Source organism: Variovorax pasteuri, from assembly GCF_051216435.1.
Taxonomy (GTDB): domain Bacteria; phylum Pseudomonadota; class Gammaproteobacteria; order Burkholderiales; family Burkholderiaceae_C; genus Variovorax.
Genome location: NZ_JBPJZS010000009.1, coordinates 203,069 through 220,100 on the forward strand (window position 1 = coordinate 203,069; position 17,032 = coordinate 220,100).

16 protein-coding genes are annotated in these 17,032 nt (G+C 68.8%); 11 read left to right on the top strand and 5 right to left on the bottom strand.

Going from position 1 to position 17,032, the window contains the following annotated elements; all coding sequences use genetic code 11:
• Positions 1–58: 58 nt before the first annotated feature.
• From ACSFBM_RS27595 to ACSFBM_RS27630, 8 genes are all read left to right on the top strand, one after another.
• On the top strand, positions 59–1,444 hold the full coding sequence (locus ACSFBM_RS27595) for an AmpG family muropeptide MFS transporter (protein ID WP_435487253.1): 1,386 nt from the start codon (positions 59–61) through the stop codon (positions 1,442–1,444).
• 205 nt (positions 1,445–1,649) lie between these two features.
• Positions 1,650–2,855, top strand: coding sequence for a beta-ketoacyl-[acyl-carrier-protein] synthase family protein (locus ACSFBM_RS27600; RefSeq protein ID WP_435487254.1), 1,206 nt, complete (start codon positions 1,650–1,652; stop codon positions 2,853–2,855).
• On the top strand, positions 2,852–3,700 hold the full coding sequence (locus tag ACSFBM_RS27605) for a beta-ketoacyl synthase chain length factor (RefSeq protein ID WP_435487255.1): 849 nt from the start codon (positions 2,852–2,854) through the stop codon (positions 3,698–3,700). Before ACSFBM_RS27600 ends, ACSFBM_RS27605 begins: the two co-directional genes overlap by 4 nt.
• A gap of 42 nt (positions 3,701–3,742) precedes the next feature.
• Positions 3,743–5,395 (top strand): NAD(P)/FAD-dependent oxidoreductase, encoded by a 1,653-nt coding sequence (locus tag ACSFBM_RS27610; RefSeq protein WP_435487256.1) that lies wholly within the window; start codon positions 3,743–3,745, stop codon positions 5,393–5,395.
• Positions 5,396–5,448: 53 nt separating this feature from the next.
• The gene (locus tag ACSFBM_RS27615) at positions 5,449–6,171 is read left to right on the top strand and encodes a response regulator (RefSeq protein ID WP_435438791.1); all 723 of its coding nucleotides are present in this window, start codon (positions 5,449–5,451) and stop codon (positions 6,169–6,171) included.
• Between the two features lie 113 nt (positions 6,172–6,284).
• Positions 6,285–7,484, top strand: coding sequence for an ATP-binding protein (locus tag ACSFBM_RS27620; protein ID WP_435487257.1), 1,200 nt, complete (start codon positions 6,285–6,287; stop codon positions 7,482–7,484).
• Between the two features lie 69 nt (positions 7,485–7,553).
• On the top strand, positions 7,554–8,798 hold the full coding sequence (locus ACSFBM_RS27625; RefSeq protein WP_435487258.1) for an O-antigen ligase family protein: 1,245 nt from the start codon (positions 7,554–7,556) through the stop codon (positions 8,796–8,798).
• Positions 8,795–9,853: a hypothetical protein gene (locus ACSFBM_RS27630; RefSeq protein WP_435487259.1), complete on the top strand. Its 1,059-nt coding sequence runs from the start codon at positions 8,795–8,797 to the stop codon at positions 9,851–9,853. Before ACSFBM_RS27625 ends, ACSFBM_RS27630 begins: the two co-directional genes overlap by 4 nt.
• An 80-nt stretch (positions 9,854–9,933) precedes the next feature.
• On the opposite strand, the gene ACSFBM_RS27635 is transcribed toward ACSFBM_RS27630, so the two are convergent.
• Both ACSFBM_RS27635 and ACSFBM_RS27640 read right to left on the bottom strand, forming a co-directional pair.
• Positions 9,934–10,143 (bottom strand): zinc-finger domain-containing protein, encoded by a 210-nt coding sequence (locus tag ACSFBM_RS27635; protein WP_093127844.1) that lies wholly within the window; start codon positions 10,141–10,143, stop codon positions 9,934–9,936.
• A 5-nt stretch (positions 10,144–10,148) separates the two neighbouring features.
• Positions 10,149–11,099, bottom strand: coding sequence for a branched-chain amino acid transaminase (locus ACSFBM_RS27640; RefSeq protein ID WP_435438788.1), 951 nt, complete (start codon positions 11,097–11,099; stop codon positions 10,149–10,151).
• 132 nt (positions 11,100–11,231) lie between these two features.
• Between ACSFBM_RS27640 and ACSFBM_RS27645 the strand changes: the two genes are divergently transcribed.
• Positions 11,232–12,230, top strand: coding sequence for a recombination-associated protein RdgC (locus tag ACSFBM_RS27645; RefSeq protein WP_435438787.1), 999 nt, complete (start codon positions 11,232–11,234; stop codon positions 12,228–12,230).
• A gap of 18 nt (positions 12,231–12,248) precedes the next feature.
• Here the strand turns inward: ACSFBM_RS27645 and ACSFBM_RS27650 are convergent, their stop codons facing one another.
• Together ACSFBM_RS27650 and ACSFBM_RS27655 are read right to left on the bottom strand one after the other, a co-directional pair.
• Complete coding sequence (locus ACSFBM_RS27650) at positions 12,249–13,460, bottom strand: M20 aminoacylase family protein (protein WP_435487260.1); 1,212 nt, start codon at positions 13,458–13,460, stop codon at positions 12,249–12,251.
• 26 nt (positions 13,461–13,486) lie between these two features.
• Positions 13,487–14,815: an MFS transporter gene (locus ACSFBM_RS27655; RefSeq protein ID WP_435487261.1), complete on the bottom strand. Its 1,329-nt coding sequence runs from the start codon at positions 14,813–14,815 to the stop codon at positions 13,487–13,489.
• A 202-nt stretch (positions 14,816–15,017) separates the two neighbouring features.
• On the opposite strand from ACSFBM_RS27655, the gene ACSFBM_RS27660 reads away from it, so the two are divergent.
• Positions 15,018–15,962 (top strand): LysR family transcriptional regulator, encoded by a 945-nt coding sequence (locus tag ACSFBM_RS27660; protein ID WP_435438784.1) that lies wholly within the window; start codon positions 15,018–15,020, stop codon positions 15,960–15,962.
• On the opposite strand, the gene ACSFBM_RS27665 is transcribed toward ACSFBM_RS27660, so the two are convergent.
• A complete protein-coding gene (locus tag ACSFBM_RS27665) occupies positions 15,963–16,397 on the bottom strand; it encodes a glycerate kinase (protein WP_435487262.1) in 435 nt (144 codons plus the stop codon).
• 159 nt (positions 16,398–16,556) lie between these two features.
• Here ACSFBM_RS27665 and ACSFBM_RS27670 point away from each other — a divergent pair, with 159 nt between their 5' ends.
• Entirely contained in the window at positions 16,557–17,012 is a 456-nt protein-coding gene (locus tag ACSFBM_RS27670) for a hypothetical protein (RefSeq protein WP_435438782.1), read from the top strand.
• The last annotated feature ends 20 nt before the right edge of the window (positions 17,013–17,032 follow it).

A 17,032-nucleotide genomic window follows, 5' to 3' on the forward strand; every position in this document is an offset into this window, starting at 1 on the left:
GGGCGGGATCATAGGAACAAATGAAGACAAACGCGCTCCGCGATGACCCCGGGCGCTCATGGACAATCCGAAGCTCATGCCCGTACCTTCCGCAGAAACCTCGACCGCCCCCAAACCGCCCTGGCGCGACGCGCTGAAGGTCTACCTCGAGCCCGCCACGCTGCGCATGCTGGCGCTGGGTTTCTCCGCCGGGCTGCCGCTGCTGCTGGTGCTGGGCACGCTGAGCTTTCGCCTGCGCGAGGCGGGCATCGACCGCACCACCATCGGCTACCTGAGCTGGGTCGGGCTGGCCTACGGCTTCAAGTGGGTCTGGGCGCCGCTGGTCGACCGCCTGCCGCTGCCGCCGCTGACCACCCTGCTCGGGCGCCGGCGCGGCTGGCTGCTGCTGGCGCAGGGCGTGGTGATCGTGGGGCTGGTCGGCATGGCCATGAACGACCCGCGCCTGGGGCTCAAGCCGCTGATCTGGTGCGCGCTGCTGGTGGCCTTCGGCTCGGCCACGCAGGACATCGCGCTGGACGCCTTTCGCATCGAATCGGCCGAGACGCGCAAGCAGGCCGCACTGGCCGCCGCCTATCAAACGGGCTACCGGCTCGCGATGATCTGGGCCGGCGCGGGCGTGCTGTGGGTCGCGGCCTGGGCCGAGGTGGCACCGGCCGTGGTGGCCACCGGCGCGGCGGCTTACCAGAACGGCGCCTGGAAGACGGCCTACCTGGTCATGGCGGCCTCCATGTCGGTCGGCGTCGTCACCGTGCTGCTGTCGCCCGAGCCGGTGCAGCGCGTGCTGCCCCCGGCCAAGAACGCGGCCGAGTGGCTGCGCAACGTGCTGGTCGAGCCCTTTGCCGACTTCATCCGGCGCTACAAGTGGCAGGCGGTGCTGATCCTCTCGCTCATTGCCATCTACCGCATCAGCGACGTGGTGATGGGCATCATGGCCAACCCGTTCTACGTGGACATGGGCTTCACCAAGGACGAGGTGGCCACGGTCAGCAAGATCTACGGCGTGGTCATGACGCTGGCGGGCGCCTTCGTGGGGGGCGTGCTGTCGATGCGCCTGGGCGTGATGCGCGTGCTGATGCTGGGCGCGGTGCTCAGCGCGGCCAGCAACCTGCTGTTCGCCTGGCTGGCCTCGCGCGGGCACGACCTGACGGCGCTGATCGCGGTGGTCTCGGCCGACAACCTGGCCGGCGGCATCGCCTCGGCGGCCTTCATCGCCTACCTGTCGAGCCTGACGAACATCAGCTACTCGGCCACGCAGTACGCGCTGTTCAGCTCGCTGATGCTGCTGCTGCCCAAGTTCATTGCCGGCTACTCGGGCGTCTTCGTCGACGCCTACGGCTACAGCACCTTCTTCACCGCCACCGCGCTGCTGGGCGTGCCGGTGCTGGTGCTGGTGGCGCTGGCCTCGCGGCTCACCGCCGTCGCCGGGCCTGCGGACCGGCCTTGAGACGGCTTTGAAGCCCCGCTGAAGCCGCGTTCAAGCGCCCGCCGGACGGCCTCCAGGCGCCCGGCCGTATAGGACACGACCGACGTCCCGCGCAGCCCGCAACTGGTAGGCTGTTCGCGTATACATTCGCTTTTGCTCCTTTTTGTTTCCTTTTCTTGCGCTCCCTTCTGGAGCCCCCGTTGTCAGCAAGCCCACCTACAAGATCGTGCCGTCCCGAATTCCCCCCCTCCAAATCAGCGCCTTCACGGCGACCTCCGCGGTCGGCGTCGGCAAGGAAGCGCTGGCCGACGCGCTGGCGCAGTCGCGCAGCGGCCTGCGCGCCAATGACTTCGGCGACGCGCCGCTGCCGACCTGGATCGGCCGCGTCGACGGCATCGAGGAGGTGCGCCTGCCCGAGCTGCTCGCCCAGTGGGACTGCCGCAACAACCGGCTGGCGTTCATGGGCCTGCAGGCCGACGGTTTCATCGAGGCGGTGGCCGCCGCACGCGAGAAGTACGGCGCATCGCGCATCGCGCTGATCCTGGGCACCTCCACCGCGAGCATCGGCGAGACCGAGCTGGCCTACACGCAGCTGGACGCCGAAGGCAGCTTTCCCCCGAATCAGCGCCGCCCCGCAGTGCACACGCCCCATTCGCTGGCCATGTTCACGCAGGAACTGCTGGGCATCAGCGGCCCGAGCGAAACCATTTCGACCGCCTGCTCGTCCAGCGCCAAGGTGTTCGCCTCGGCCGAGCGGCTGATCCGCCTGGGCCTGGCCGACGCGGCCGTGGTGGGCGGTGCCGACACGCTGTGCGGCAGCGTGCTGTTCGGCTTCAACTCGCTCGAGCTGGTGTCGACCGAGCCCTGCCGCCCCTTCGACGCCGAGCGCAACGGCATCAGCCTGGGCGAGGCGGCCGGCTTTGCGCTGGTCGAGCGCGTGCAGACCGGCGCCGCGGCCTCCTCGCTGCTTCTGCTGGGCTACGGCGAGGCGAGCGACGCCCACCACATGTCCACGCCGCACCCCGAGGGCCTGGGCGCCGAACGTGCCCTCGACGAGGCGCTGGCGCGCGCCGGCCTCGCCCCCGACGACATCGACTACATCAACATGCACGGCACCTCCAGCCAGAAGAACGACGAAGTCGAAGGTGCGCTGGTGGCACGCCGCTTCCCCGCGCACACGCACGCCAGCTCGACCAAGGGCTTCATGGGCCACACGCTGGGCGCGGCGGGCATCGTCGAGGCGGTCATCAGCCTGCTGGCGATCGAGCGCGGCCTGAAGCCGGGCACCGTGAACACCCGCACGCTGGACGAAGGCTTCGGCCCGCAGATCCAGCTGGCGCCGGTGCACGGCGAGGTGCGCTACGTGCTGAGCAATTCCTTCGGCTTCGGCGGCAACAACTGCTCGCTGGTGTTCGGCAAGGCCCCCGCATGAGCACGAACGACGCCAAGCCCGTGATGCCCCCGACCCTCTACATCGAAGGCCCCGCCTTCTGGACCCCCACCCTGCCCGGCTGGGAGGCCGCGCGCGCCGCCTTCCGCGGCGAAGGCCCGCTCAGCGACCCGCCCGCCAAGCGCCCCGCGCCGCAGGTGCTGGCCCCGGCCGAGCGCCGCCGCGCGCCCGACACCGTGGCGCTGGCGCTCGAAGTGGCAGCCGCCGCCATGGCCGCCTCGGGCCGCAACGCCGCCGAGGTGCCCTGCGTGTTCACGTCGGCGCACGGCGACCTGTCGATCAACGACTACATGTGCAGCACGCTCGCCTCCGACCCGAAGATGCTGTCGCCCACCAAGTTCCACAACTCGGTGCACAACGCGGCCGTGGGCTACTGGACCATCGGCACCGGCTGCATGGCGGCCAGCAATGCCGTGTCGGCCTTTGAGCACAGCTTTGCCTCGGGACTGCTCGAAGCGGCGGTGCAGTGTGCGGCCGACCAGGAGCCGGTGCTGCTGGTGGGCTACGACACGCCCACGGTGGGCGCGCTGACCTCGGTCACCGACAGCCGCGGCCTGCTCGCGGTGGCATTGGTGCTGGCCCCCGCGCCCACCGAGCGCACCGTGGCAGCGCTGCAATGGTCGCTGGCCAGCGATGCCGAAGCGGCCACCACCGCCACGGCACCGCGCTCGGACGCTGCGAAGTCGCTCGCCGGCCTGAACCCGATGGCGGACGCGCTGGGGCTGTTCGAGGCGCTGGCGCACCTCGATGCCGGCACAGCGGCGCCCGTCGATCTGCCGCTGTCGCCTTCGCTGTCCCTGCGGCTGCGACTCCAGCCCCTGTCCTAGCCCGTCCACCCGTTTCCCGAACCACCACCCGGAGCCGACCCCATGAAAGACACTGCGACTGACTCCTTCGACGCGGTGATCATGGGCGGCGGCCTGGCCGGCCTCACGCTGGCGCTGCAGCTGCGCCGGCGCTTCGCCGACCTGCGCGTGCTGGTGCTGGAGCGCCGCGCCCACCCGGTGCCGCACGCGGCACACAAGGTGGGCGAGTCGTCGGTGGAAATCGGCGCGCACTACTTCGACACCGTGCTCGGCCTGAAGGCCCACATGGACGAGAAGCAGCTGCGCAAGTTCGGCTTTCGCTTCTTCTTCAGCGAAGGCCGCAGCGACATCGAAGGCGTGACCGAGATCGGGGCGAGCCGCTACCTGTCGGTGCCCAGCTACCAGATCGACCGCGGCATCTTCGAGAACTTCCTGGCCGAAGAGGCCGCGCGGCTGGGCGTGCACTTCGTCGACAGCGCGCTGGTGCGCCGCATCGACCTGTCCGAGGACGCCGCCACGCCGCACCACATCGAATGGACGCGCGGCGAACAAACCCACCGCACGCAGGCCCGCTGGCTCATCGATGCGTGCGGGCGCGCCGGCATGCTCAAGCGCAAGCTGGGCCTGGCCGAGCCGAACGCGCACGACGTGAACGCGGTGTGGTTTCGCATCGGCGAGCGCATCGCCATCGATGAATGGAGCGACAGCACCGAATGGCGCGAGCGCTGCAACCCGCAGTCGCGCTGGCTGTCGACCAACCACCTGGTGGGCGCGGGCTACTGGGCCTGGCTGATTCCGCTGGCCTCGGGCTCGCATTCGGTGGGCATCGTGGCCGACCCCAAGCTGCATCCGCTGGACACCATCGACACCTTCGACAAGGCGATGGCGTGGTTCGCCACCTACCAGCCGCGCCTGTACGAGGCGCTGGACGGCAAGCGCCACCTGCTGCAGGACTTCGCGTTCCTCAAGCACTTCTCGCACGGCTGCAAGCAGGTGTTCTCGGGGCGCCAGCGCTGGGCCATGACGGGCGAGGCAGGGCTCTTTCTCGACCCCTTCTATTCGCCGGGCAGCGACTTCATCGCCATCGGCAACACCTACATCACCGACCTCGTCGCGCAGGACCGCGCCGGCCGCCCGCTGGAAGCGCGCGCACAGCTGTACGACCAGCTCTACCACTCGTTCTACGAAAGCACGCTGGCGCTCTACCAGGACCAGTACCCGCTGTTCGGCGACCCCGAGGTGCTGCCGGTAAAGGTGATCTGGGACTACGCCTACTACTGGGGCGTGCTGTCGCAGATCTTCTTCCACCAGCGCCTGACCGACCTGCATGCGCTGGGCAGCCTGAAGGGCGAGTTGCAGCACTGCCAGCGCCTGAACGTCGCGGTGCAGGCGCTGCTGCGCCACTGGTCGGCCGCGAGCGACCGGGCCAACCCGGCCGTGATGCTCGACCAGGCGGCAATGCCGTGGTTCGCGGAGCTCAACCGCAGCCTGAAGGACACGCTGGACGACGCTGCCTTCCGCGCGCGCATCCGCGCCTCGACCGTGCAGCTGCGGCAGCTGGCCGGCGAAATCCTCGCGCGGGCACGTGCCGCCGACGCGAACGTGGACGCGGGCGACCTGCCCGCGCTGCTTGCGGCGAATCTCGACCTCCCTCCGGTGGCCGTTGGACAGGGCGCTATGCTTTTCGCAGCGAACCCGGTTGACATCGCCACCTGAGGTTTACCCAACTTTACGGAGCGTTCAAGCCTGCTTGCTCCCTGTGGACGACCATGAAGCGCATGAGCACCCCCCAACTCCTGATGATCGAAGACGACGCCCGCCTGGCGCAGATGGTGGGCGAGTACCTGACGCAGTCGGGCTTCGCCTTCAACCACGCCGGTGACGGCGCCAGCGGCCTCGAACAGCTGCAACAGCACGCGCCCGACCTGGTGATCCTCGACCTGATGCTGCCCGACACCGACGGCCTCGAAGTCTGCCGCCGCATCCGCGCGCTGCCGGGTCCGATGTCGAAGGTCTCGGTGCTGATGCTGACGGCCAAGGGCGACCCGATGGACCGCATCATCGGCCTGGAGATCGGCGCCGACGACTACCTGCCCAAGCCTTTCGAGCCGCGCGAGCTGCTGGCGCGCATTCGCGCCGTGCTGCGCCGGCGCAGCGAGAACGCCACCGAGAGCGAGGCCTCCACCGTGATGCGCTTCGGCACGCTGGAGATCGACCGCAACGCACGCACCGTGTCGGTGGCCGGTGCGCTGGCCGACCTCACCTCCTACCAGTTCGACCTGCTGGTGGCCATGGCCGAACGCGCGGGCCGCGTGCTCACGCGCGACCAGATCATGGAAGCCGTGCGCGGGCGTGAACTGGAGGCCTTCGACCGCTCCATCGACGTGCACATGGGCCGCATCCGCGCGGCCATCGAGGTCGACGCGAAGAACCCCAAGCGCATCCTCACGGTGCGCGGCGTGGGCTACGTCTTCGCCAAGCAACAAGACTAGAAAATGTCGACCCCCCGGCTTTTCACTCGCTGCGCTCCGTGCAATTCGCCACCCCCCGAGGGGGAGGCGCGGCTCGCCTTGGGACGGCCCGGCGGCGGCCGCCTCTTCCGGTGATGCTGCGCAGTCTCTACTCCCGGCACCTCTACGTGCGCATCTGGCTCGCGGTGGTGGGCGGCGTCGTCATCCTCACGCTGATGGCCAACTGGATCGTGCGTGAAGCCGCGGAGGCCGAGCGCGAGCGGCTGGCCCCGGTGCCGCGCAACGTGGTCGTGCTGGACGCGCAGGACAAACATATAGGCGAAGGCACCGCACTGCGCGTGCCGGGCCAGGGCCTGGAGTTCGACGTGACGCTCAGCGACGGCAAGGCCATCACGCTGCGCGTGGCGCCGCGCGAGCGGCCCACGGGCTCGGGCGGCTTCGCGCCGTGGCGCACGCCCTTCGGGCTGGGCTGGATGATCGCCCTGGTGGGCGTGGCGGTGGCGCTGGGCGTCTACCCGATCGTGCGGCGCATCACGCAGCGGCTGGAGTCGCTGCAGCGCGGCGTGCAGCGCTGGGGCGAAGGCGATCTCTCGGTGCGCGTCGCCGAAGAAGGGCAGGACGAAGTGACCGATCTCTCCAAACGATTCAACGCGTCGGCCGAACGCATCGAGAAGCTGGTGCGCTCGCACAAGTCGCTGCTGGCCAACGCCTCGCACGAACTGCGCTCGCCGCTCACGCGCATCCGCATGGGCCTGGAGCTGATGGGCGAGCGCCCGAGCCAGTCGGCGCGCGAAGAAATCTCGCGCAACATCGGCGAGCTCGACCAGCTCATCGACGAGATCCTGCTGGCCAGCCGGCTGGACGCCAGCGAGGCCGACATGGGCACCATCGAGGCGGTCGACCTGACCGGCCTGGCGGCCGAGGAATGCGCGCAGGTGAATGCGGAGCTCGACCTGGCCGAAGGCACCGACAACGCAAACCTCACCGTGCCGGGCGTGTCGCGCCTGCTGCGCCGGGCCATTCGCAACCTGCTGGAGAACGCGCGCCGCTACGGCGCCGGCGAAATCGCGGTGGAGCTGGGCAGCGCCGACGGCTATGCCACGGTGCGCGTGAACGACCGCGGCCCAGGCGTGCCGCCCGCCTTGCGCGAGCGCATCTTCGAGCCCTTCTACCGGCTGCCCGGCGCCAGCGAACGCAACGGCGGCGTCGGCCTGGGGCTGGCACTGGTGAAGTCGATCGCCGAGCGGCACGGCGGCACGGTGCGCTGCGAAGACCGGCCGGGCGGCGGCGCGAGCTTCGTCATTCGCCTTCCGGCCGCCGCGCGCGGGCACTGAGCGCGCCACCCTCGCCACCGCGGGGCTGGTCAGGTTGGTGCCTCGGGGCGCACCTAAAATCCCGCCCCTATGCAGAGATCGCACATCGTTCGGCCCGCGGCCATGTTCTGGGGGCTGGTGGTGTTCATGCCGGTCGGCGTCACCTACCTTTCAGCCATCCTGCTGATGCTCACCCTGCTGGTGGCCGGCGACGGCCGCGAGCGCATCGCGCGGCTGCGTGCCAACCCGCTGTGGTGGCCGGTGATGGCCTACCTGGCCTGGACCCTCGTGGTGCTGGCCGTTAGGCCGCACTACCCCGAAACCCCCTCCAACCTGTTCCACGGGTTGCGCATCGGCCTCACGGTATTGATGGCGATGGCGCTCACGCGCGAGGAGGCAATCTGGGCGCTGCGCGGCTTCCTGCTGGCGGCGGCGCTGGGCGTTCTGCTGATCGTGGCCTATTACGTCATCGGCTTTCCGCTCTGGTCGCCGCTGCGCGCGGTGGTCATGGAGGTGGGCAACAAGTCGATCAGCAATGCGCTGCTGTTCAGCGTGGTGGCGTCCACGGCCGCCGTGTGGGGCATTGCGCAGATCGCCGCGCACAGGCCGCTGCGGGCCGTGCCGGCCTTCGTGCTGATGCTCGGGCTGGGCCTGGTGGTGGCGCTGCCGCTCACCTCGCGCACCTCGGTGCTTGCGCTGCTGCTGGTGGTGCCGATGGTGTGCATCCACCAGTGGCGCAATCACCTGAAGATGCTGGTGGGCGCGCTGGTGCTGGGCACCGTGGTGCTGGGGGCCGGGCTCTACCAGTTGCCGCAGCTCCAGCACAAGGTCGAGACCGGCGTGCAGGAACTCGAGGAAGCGCAGGCCGGCGCCGTCTTCAAGGGCAGCTGGGTCATCCGCTACTACATGTACCGCGACACCGGCCGCATGATCGCCGACCGGCCGCTCACCGGCTGGGGCATCGGCGGCTGGACCGAGCAGTGGCACAAGCGCGGGCCGGCGATGTTCGCCGACTCGAACATGCCGCACAACGACTTCCTGTGGGTCGGCTCGCAGGGCGGGCTGCCGGCCGTGCTGAGCCTGCTGTTCATCATGGTCGGCGCCGTCTGGCAGGCATGGAAACGGCCCGACATCGCGGGCCGCTACGCGCTGGCAGCCACGCTGATCGCGCTGATCGCGTCGAGCGTGAACTCGGCGCTGCGCGACGCGCAGATCGGCCTGGCGCTGCTGTGGATCGCGATGATCTACCTGCGGCTCGCACAGGAAAGGCAAGACCCGGATCCGTGGCGCGACCTGTGGCCGCGCCGGCGGCTCCAGACGAACAAGACTCCATGAACAACAAACGTCACATCCTCGCCGCCCTGCTGGTGGCCTGCGCTCTCAGCGTGCACGCGGCCCCGGCCGTCGTGCAGGGTCTGGTCCACGGCACAGGGCAGGAAGCGCAGCGCTTTCCATGGGTGCGCGCCGACGATGCCAAGGCGGCCGATCGCATCAACCAGTTTCTTTTCATCGAGACTTTCGAGGCGATGGCGCCGGCACGTGCCGCGGACGGTCTGCGCGGCGTGGAGGCGCAGCAGTGGAAGACCCTGCCGAACCTCGGCTACGAGGTGCTGCGCAACGACGCCCGCCTGCTGTCGCTGCGCATCGAAGGCGAAAGCTGCGGCGCGTACTGCGAAAGCTTCGCCGTCGGGCATGCGTTCGACGCGGCGACCGGACGCCATCTCGCGCCGGCCGACCTGTTCACGGCCGCCGGCCTCGCCGAAATGGCGCGCAAGGTGCAGGCCGACAACGTCGCCCGGCTGCGCAAGGAAATCGCCGCGCTGGGCGGCAAGGCGCGCGCCAAGGAAGAGGACCGCGAGGACAAGGCGGCGCTCTACACCGAATGCCTGCAGTCGCGCCAGGACCCGTCCTGGCTGAAGATGGACCCGTTGCGCAGCATGGAGATCGATGCGAAGGGCGTGCTGTTCACGCAGGGGCGCTGCAGCAACCATGCGTTGCGCGCGCTCGACGACCTCGGTGACTTCAGCAGCCGCTTCACGCCGGCACAACTGGCGCCGTGGCTCACGGCCTACGGCCGCGCGTTGCTGCTGGGAGAAGGCACGGCGAGCGCGCCGGCTTCGGCGTTCGACCAGGTGCTGCGCGGCAGCATCGATGCACGATTGCCGGTCACCTTGCGGCTGCAGCCGCTGGCCAGCGACGGCTCGGTCGGCGGCACCTATTTCTACGACCGCTATCGCAAGCCGATTTCGGTGTTCGGCACGTACCGCGACGGGGTGCTGGCGCTGGAAGAATCCAAGGACACCCGCCTGCGCCTGGTGCCCGAAGGGACGGGGTTGCGCGGCGAGTGGATCAGCGGGCAGAAGACGCTGCCGCTGGTGCTGGCGCCCTGACTCAGCCGCCAGAGGGCCGCTAGAGGCGCCACGGGCGCCAGGCCGGCCGCGGCGAAGCGGCAGGCCGGCGCGCGGCGGCGTCAGTGCCGCGACGACACCGTTTCGCCGGCCTTCAGCCGGTACACCGTGCCGCAGTACGGGCACTTGGCTTCACCGGTGCGCGCCACGTCGAGGTAGACCTTCGGGTGGTTGTTCCAGAGCTTCATGTCGGCCTTGGGGCTGGGGCAGAACACGCCGCCTTGATGATTGAGCTCCTTGGCCAGGAGTTCGACGACTGCATTGGTAGACATGGGGTTCAGACTTTCGTGAGCCAGTGGGCGTACTTGGGGTTCTTGCCGTTCACGATGTCGAAGAAGGCAGACTGGATTTTTTCGGTGATGGGGCCGCGCGAACCGCCGTCGCCCCGGTTGCCGATCTCGATGCGGTCGAGCTCGCGGATGGGCGTCACTTCGGCGGCGGTGCCGGTGAAGAAGGCCTCGTCGGCGATGTAGACCTCGTCGCGCGTGATGCGCTTTTGCACCAGCTCCAGGCCCAGGTCCTTGCAGATGTGCAGGATGGTGTTGCGCGTGATGCCGTTGAGCGCGCCGGCCGACAGGTCGGGCGTGTAGACCACGCCGCCCTTGACCACGAAGATGTTCTCGCCCGCGCCTTCGGACACGAAGCCGCTCGCGTCGAGCAGCAGCGCCTCGTCGTAGCCGTCGTCCAGCGCTTCCATGTTGGCCAGGATCGAGTTGGTGTAGTTGCTCACTGCCTTGGCCTGCGTCATCGTGATGTTGACGTGGTGGCGGGTGTAGCTCGACGTCTTCACGCGGATGCCGCGGCGCATGCCTTCTTCGCCGAGGTACGCACCCCACGACCAGGCCGCGACCATGGCGTGGATCTTGTTGCCCCTGGGGCTCACGCCGAGCTTTTCGGAGCCGATCCAGATCAGCGGGCGCAGGTAGCAGCTTTCGAGCTTGTTCTCGCGCACCACCTGCTTTTGCGCTTCGTTGAGTTGCTCCTGCGAGAACGGAATCGTCATGCGCAGGATCTTGGCGCTGTTGAACAGCCGCTCGGTGTGCTCGGCCAGGCGGAAGATGGCGGTGCCCTCCGCCGTCTTGTAGGCGCGCACGCCCTCGAAGGCGCCGCACCCGTAGTGCAGCGTGTGACTCAGCACGTGGATCTTGGCGTCGCGCCAGTCCACGAGTTCGCCGTCCATCCAGATCTTGCCGTCACGGTCGTCCAGCGAGGGGGGGATCGAGCTCATTTCCTGATTCCTTTGGAAGCGGTATGGGGTGCGACCGGGGGGAAGTCGCAAAAGCTTTCGATTTTACGGCGGCGCCCGGAACCGGGTGCCCGACAATGGTCGGTTGTGCAAACCAGTGGAAAAAGGGTTTCCGTGTCCGTATTCAAGAACGTCATCGTCTATCGCATCGAACCTGCCTGGTCCCAGACACTGACCGAGGCGGAAGAAGGGCTCGGCAAGCAGCGCTTCGTGCCTTGCGGCCCCTCGCAGGAAAAGTCCGCCGGCTGGGTCGAGCCCCGCGGCGAGGCCGGCGGCCCGCTGGTCGAATCCATCGACGGCCAGTGGCTGGTCGAGTACATGATCGAAAGCAAGGCCGTGCCCGGCTCCGTGGTGCGCCGCAAGCTCGACGAGCGCTGCGCGAACATCGAGGCCACCACCGGCCGCAAGCCCGGCAAGAAGGAAAAGAAGGACCTCAAGGAAGACATCACGCTGGAGCTGCTGCCCATGGCCTTCACGCGCAGCGCGCGCGTGACGGTGTGGATCGACAAGGCCGAGAACCGCCTGGTGATCAACAGCGGCAACGCCTCGCGCGCCGACGAAGTGGTCACCAGCCTGGTGAAGTCGCTCGACGGTTTTGCGGTGGCCCTGGTGAACACGCAGATCGAGCCCGCCGCCGCCATGGCCAACTGGCTGCTGACGCAGGAGCCGCCGGCCGGGTTCACCATCGACCGCGAATGCGAGCTCAAGGCCTCGGACGACTCCAAGGCCGTGGTGCGCTACGCCAAGCACCCGCTGGACATCGAGGAAGTGCAAAAGCACATCACCGACGGCAAGCGCCCCACGCGCCTGGCGCTCACCTGGGACGACCGCGTGTCCTTCGAGCTCACGCACGGCATGCTGATCCGCAAGATCACCTTCCTCGAAGGCACGGGCGACGGCGCCTCGGGCGGCAAGAAGGAAGACAACTTCGATGCCGACGTGGCCATTGCCACGGGCGAACTGGGCCAGCTGGTGCCGGCACTGCTCGACGCACTGGGCGGCGAGGCGGCGTTCTCTGCGGCCTTGCCCGACGACAACGCAAAGCCTGCCGCGGCGGCACCGACCACCACGACGCCGGCCGATGCGCCGGAAGAAGAAGACGCGCCGTTCTGACGCGCCTTCGATGAAGGTTCAGGCGACTAGGTAGGTCTGCGCCAGCCGCACCCAGCAGGCCGCGCCCAGCGGCAGCACCCGGTCGTTGAAGTCATACCCGGGGTTGTGCACCATGCAGCCGCCGAACTCGCCCTCCCCGTTGCCCAGCATCAGGTAGCAGCCCGGCAGCGCGGCGAGCATCCAGGCGAAGTCCTCGCTGCCCGCGAAGCCCTTGGGCACCTGCGTGACGACGTTCTCCTCGCCCACCAGCTCGGCGCAGACCTGCGCGGCCAGCTGCGTCTCGGCCGCGGTGTTGACCACCGGCGGCACCAATTGGCGGTAGTCGATCTCGGCCTCCACGCCGTGCGCCTGCGCGGTGAAGCTCACGATCTCGCGGATGCGCTGCTCGACCAGCGCGCGCGTCTCGGGCCGCGCCGCGCGCACGTTCAGTCCCAGCGTCACCGATTGCGGAATCACGTTGTGCGTGGCGCCGCCGCGGATGAAGCCGACGGACACCACCGCCGTGTCGTCAGGCGCCACGTTGCGCGCCACCACGGTCTGCAGCGCCGTCACGATGGCGGCCGCCGCCGCGACCGGATCGCGCGCACGGTGCGGCATGGCGCCGTGCCCGCCCACGCCCTTGATCGTGACGTCGGCCACGTCGGACGACAGCGTCACCGGGCCGGTCACGGCCAGCATGGTGCCCACCGGCACGCCGGGCGCGTTGTGCAGCGCGTACACCGCATCGCAGGGAAAGCGCTCGAACAGGCCGTCGGCGATCATCGCGCGCGCGCCGCAGAGGTTCTCTTCATCGGGCTGGAAGATCAGGTTCAGCGTGCCGTCGAAGTCGCGCGCCTTCGCCAGTGCCTTGGCCGCCGCCAGCAGGATGGCCGTGTGGCCGTCGTGCCCGCAGGCGTGCATGCGCCCGGGGGTGCGGCTCGCGTACGGCAGGCCGGTGGCCTCGACGATGGGCAGCGCGTCCATGTCGGCGCGGATGCCCAGGCGGCGCGTGCCGTGGCCCACCTTCAGCTGCGCCACGATGCCGGTCTTGCCGATGCCCGTGTGCACCTCGTAGCCCCAGCTGCGCAGCAGGTTGGCGACCAGCTCGCTGGTGGCGCTCACCTCGAAGCCGAGTTCGGGGTTGGCGTGGATCTGCCGGCGGATGTCGACGAAGGCCTGCGTGTCGACGTCGGCCTGGGGCAGCAGGCGGGACAGGAGCTTGGTGGTCTGGGGGCTGAGTTCGCGGGTCATGAAGAAAGGTCCGTTTCGAAGGGATGTCAGGCCGCCTTGCGCTCGCGCAGGCTCAGCAGCGCGGCCAGGCTCAACGCGCCGCAGACCACCATGTAGAAAGCCGGCGAGAGCGGGTTGCCGGTCTTGGCGAGCAGCCAGGTCACGATGAACTGCGAGGAGCCGCCGAAGATCGTCACGCCCACGCTGTAGATCACCGAGATGCCGCTGGCGCGCACGCCGGCCGGCAGCATCTCCAGCAGCATCAGGAACATCGGCGTGGTGCCGATGTTCACGCTCGCGGTGAGCAGCGCCGACAGCGCGAGCACCAAGGGCACGCTCGGGTAGTGGCTGATGAGCCAGAACACCGGCACCACCGCGACCACGCTGAACAGCAGCGAGCCGATCACCAGCGGGCGGCGGTTGGGCAGCCGGTCGGCCAGGCGCCCCGCCACCAGCGACACCACGAACAGCGTGATACCGGTGACGCAGCCCGACAGCAGCGACAGCGACGGCGGCATGTGCAGCACGCGGATCATGTAGGTGGGCATGAAGAACACCACCAGGTACATGGTCGCGGTGCCCGCCGTGGTCGCCAGGATGCCCTTGAGCACCGTACCGCCGTGTTCGCGCAGGAGCCGGCCCACGGGACTGGACGCATGGCTGTCGGCAACGTGGGTCTCGTCGAGGTGGGCGCGAATGTAGAAGCCCACCGGCGCGATCAGGAGGCCGAGCAGGAACGGCAGGCGCCAGCCCCAACTCTCCAGCGAAGCCTGCGGCAAGGCGGCGTACAGCGCGGCGCCCGTGAGCGCACCCAGCAAGGCCGAGATGCCCTGGCTCGCCAGCTGCCAGCTCACGCGAAAGCCCCGGCCCTTCACGCCGCCGGCCTCCATCAGCATCGAGGTGGCCGCGCCCACTTCGCCGCCGAGCGAGAAGCCCTGCAGCAGCCGACCCGCCACGATCATCAGCGAGCCGAACACGCCAGCCGATGCGTAAGTCGGCGCGAAGGCGATGCACAGCGTGCCCAGCACCATGAGTCCTATGGTCAGCGTCATGGCGGCCTTGCGGCCCTTGCGGTCGGCGTAGTTGCCGATGATCACGCCGCCCAGCGGACGCATCACGAAGCCGATGCCGAAGGTGGCCACGGCCAGCAGCAGCGAGCCGTAGGCGCTGTCCGAAGGAAAGAACAGCTTGCCGATCAGCAGCGCGAAGAAGCTGTAGACGGTGAAGTCGTACATCTCCAGCGCATTGCCGAGCGAGCAGGCCGCGATCAGGCGGAACTGGCTCTGCGGTGCCTTCGCCTTGGCGGCACCGGCAGCGTTGGAGGCGCTGGAAGAAGAACCCAGGATCGGGCTTGCAGGCAAGGTGGCTTCGCTCATTTAATGTCTCCACGAACAGGTTTGCGGGGGACCGGCAGGACCCTTTGCGGCGGAGTATTCAGGCAAAGCACAGCAGCGAAGAATCACAAATTTTCATGCCGATAACCAAACGGAATCCCCGACAGAAAGAGGCCCGTGGCGCCATCGGGAGAACCACCAAGGCGGTGTTTTTGCGCCCCTTTTTCGAAAAAACGGCACCACGATGAAGCTGCAACAGTTGCGCGTTTTGCTGGCCGTGGCCCAGCACGGCAGCATCCACGAGGCCTCGCGCAGCCTGCACACCACGCAGCCGGCGCTGTCCAAGACCATCTCGGAGCTGGAGCGCGAACTCGGCGTGACACTGATGTCGCGCTCCACGCGCGGCGTGAGCCTCACGGCCTACGGCGTGGCGCTGGTCAAGCGCGCGAGCCTGGTCGAGCAGGAGCTGCGGCATGCGCTGGAAGACATCGAGGCGATCCGCGGGCACGACGAGGCGCAGCTCAACATCGGCTTCACCGCGGTGGCCTCGAGCGGCCCGCTGCCCGACGCGATGGCGTCGTTCCGCCAGCGCTTTCCCAACGTGGCGATGCGCGGCTTCGAACTGCGGCCGCAGCAGATCTTCGAAGGCCTGCGCGAAGGGCGGCTCGACCTGGGCCTGATCTCCACCTGCAACGGGCCGGGCACCAACGCCTTTCAATGGGAGCCGCTGTTCTCGGTGGCCATGCACCTTTCGGTGCGCGCGGGCCATCCGCTGCGGCGCGTGCGCAAGCTGCAGCCGCTGCTGGACGCCGACTGGCTGGTGCTCGACCCGATCGACGACGCGGGCAGCCCGCTGGTCAGCACCATGCAGATGCACGGGCTCGAGATGCCCCGGCGCATGGTGCAGAGCGCGTCGAACCTGCTGGGCCTTCAGCTGGCCACGCAGACCGACATGATCAGCATGTGGTCGGACTTCGTGTTCCACGGCGCGGGGCCGCTGCGGCTGCAGCCCGGCCTGCTGGAGAAATTGCCGATCACCGACGCGTTGCCGGACTTCGACGTGTTCCTGGTCTACCGCTCGGCCGACCTGATGACGCACGCATGCGCCGAATTCGCGAAAGAGGCGCGGCACCACGCCAAGGCGAACCCGCCCTGGCGGCAGCCCGGACGCAAGGCGGGTGCGGGCTGATCAGGCCGTGGGGTTTTGGGTTTCGTCTTCGGGCGCGGTTTCGGGCCGCGTCATGGTCCAGCTCTGCAGCTTGCCGCCGCTGAACACGGTGTCGACGTACGAATTGCCGCCGTCGGTCCAGCGGTACAGCTCGGGCTGTTCGTCCTTGGGCGAACGCAGCTCGCCCAGGGCGCGCGTCATCGCGACCACGTGCATGAGCGTGACACCGGGCTTGAGCTTGGCATTGAGCATCACGGCGCTGCCCACGTAGCCCACCGGGCGCTCCGCCGCCCGCTTCAGCACCTGCATCGCGCGGTTGAAGTGCAGCAGCAGAAACATCACGATTGCGCCGGCGGCCAGGGCCACGCCGCCCCATCCGCCGCTGCGCCAGGCCAGCCCCAGGAGAAGGATGGCGCCCACGGGCACCAGAAATTTCTTGAAATTCATGGCGCGCATTGTCGCCGCCCGACCGCAGGGCGAATCGACACCCCGGAGTAGCGGCGCTGACTACCGCCGGGGGCGCCGGGCGGTACCCGGGCCGAAAAGCGCAGGGCCAGGGAGCGCCAGCGGGCACATTTCGCTTCACGGGCATCAGCCCGGGCCACTGAAAAGCGTATGACCATTCCGCGTTCCGTCACCTTCGTTCGCCTCACCCTCGTCGCCGCGCTCGCGGGCACCGCACTCAGCGGCTGCTACGTGGTGCCGCTCGGACAACCCGCTCCCGCGGCACCGCCTTCGCAGGCGTACGCCGTCGCACCGGGCCCGATCGCACAGACCTTCAACGCGCGGCTGTACCCGTCGAACGCCGAGGCCGCGCGCTACGGCGCCGTCGCCGGCACGGTGACCAACGACATGAACGGCCGCGGCCACTTCAACGCACAGATCGGCGGCGAACAGTTTCAGGGAGAGGCAACCCGGGTCGCAGGCTCGCGGGGCACCGGCGTGGCGAATGCCACCGGCAGCCGCGGCGGCAACCTGAGTTGCCAGTACACGATGAACTCGGCCACGTTGGGCAGCGGCCAATGCGTGCTCAACAGCGGACCGGCGTTCACGATGCACATCGGGGGGTAGGGAGGGTAGGCCCGGCGCGT

Excerpts from the sequence above, each read along its gene's own strand:
- ACSFBM_RS27665 (WP_435487262.1), bottom strand. The coding sequence starts at position 16,397 with ATGCGCGCCATGAATTTCAAGAAATTTCTGGTGCCCGTGGGCGCCATC.
- ACSFBM_RS27635 (WP_093127844.1), bottom strand. The coding sequence starts at position 10,143 with ATGTCTACCAATGCAGTCGTCGAACTCCTGGCCAAGGAGCTCAATCAT.
- ACSFBM_RS27615 (WP_435438791.1), top strand. The coding sequence starts at position 5,449 with ATGAAGCGCATGAGCACCCCCCAACTCCTGATGATCGAAGACGACGCC.
- ACSFBM_RS27640 (WP_435438788.1), bottom strand. The coding sequence starts at position 11,099 with ATGAGCTCGATCCCCCCCTCGCTGGACGACCGTGACGGCAAGATCTGG.
- ACSFBM_RS27660 (WP_435438784.1), top strand. The coding sequence starts at position 15,018 with ATGAAGCTGCAACAGTTGCGCGTTTTGCTGGCCGTGGCCCAGCACGGC.
- ACSFBM_RS27650 (WP_435487260.1), bottom strand. The coding sequence starts at position 13,460 with ATGACCCGCGAACTCAGCCCCCAGACCACCAAGCTCCTGTCCCGCCTG.
- ACSFBM_RS27620 (WP_435487257.1), top strand. The coding sequence starts at position 6,285 with ATGCTGCGCAGTCTCTACTCCCGGCACCTCTACGTGCGCATCTGGCTC.
- ACSFBM_RS27595 (WP_435487253.1), top strand. The coding sequence starts at position 59 with ATGGACAATCCGAAGCTCATGCCCGTACCTTCCGCAGAAACCTCGACC.
- ACSFBM_RS27655 (WP_435487261.1), bottom strand. The coding sequence starts at position 14,815 with ATGAGCGAAGCCACCTTGCCTGCAAGCCCGATCCTGGGTTCTTCTTCC.
- ACSFBM_RS27670 (WP_435438782.1), top strand. The coding sequence starts at position 16,557 with ATGACCATTCCGCGTTCCGTCACCTTCGTTCGCCTCACCCTCGTCGCC.
- ACSFBM_RS27625 (WP_435487258.1), top strand. The coding sequence starts at position 7,554 with ATGCAGAGATCGCACATCGTTCGGCCCGCGGCCATGTTCTGGGGGCTG.
- ACSFBM_RS27610 (WP_435487256.1), top strand. The coding sequence starts at position 3,743 with ATGAAAGACACTGCGACTGACTCCTTCGACGCGGTGATCATGGGCGGC.
- ACSFBM_RS27630 (WP_435487259.1), top strand. The coding sequence starts at position 8,795 with ATGAACAACAAACGTCACATCCTCGCCGCCCTGCTGGTGGCCTGCGCT.
- ACSFBM_RS27605 (WP_435487255.1), top strand. The coding sequence starts at position 2,852 with ATGAGCACGAACGACGCCAAGCCCGTGATGCCCCCGACCCTCTACATC.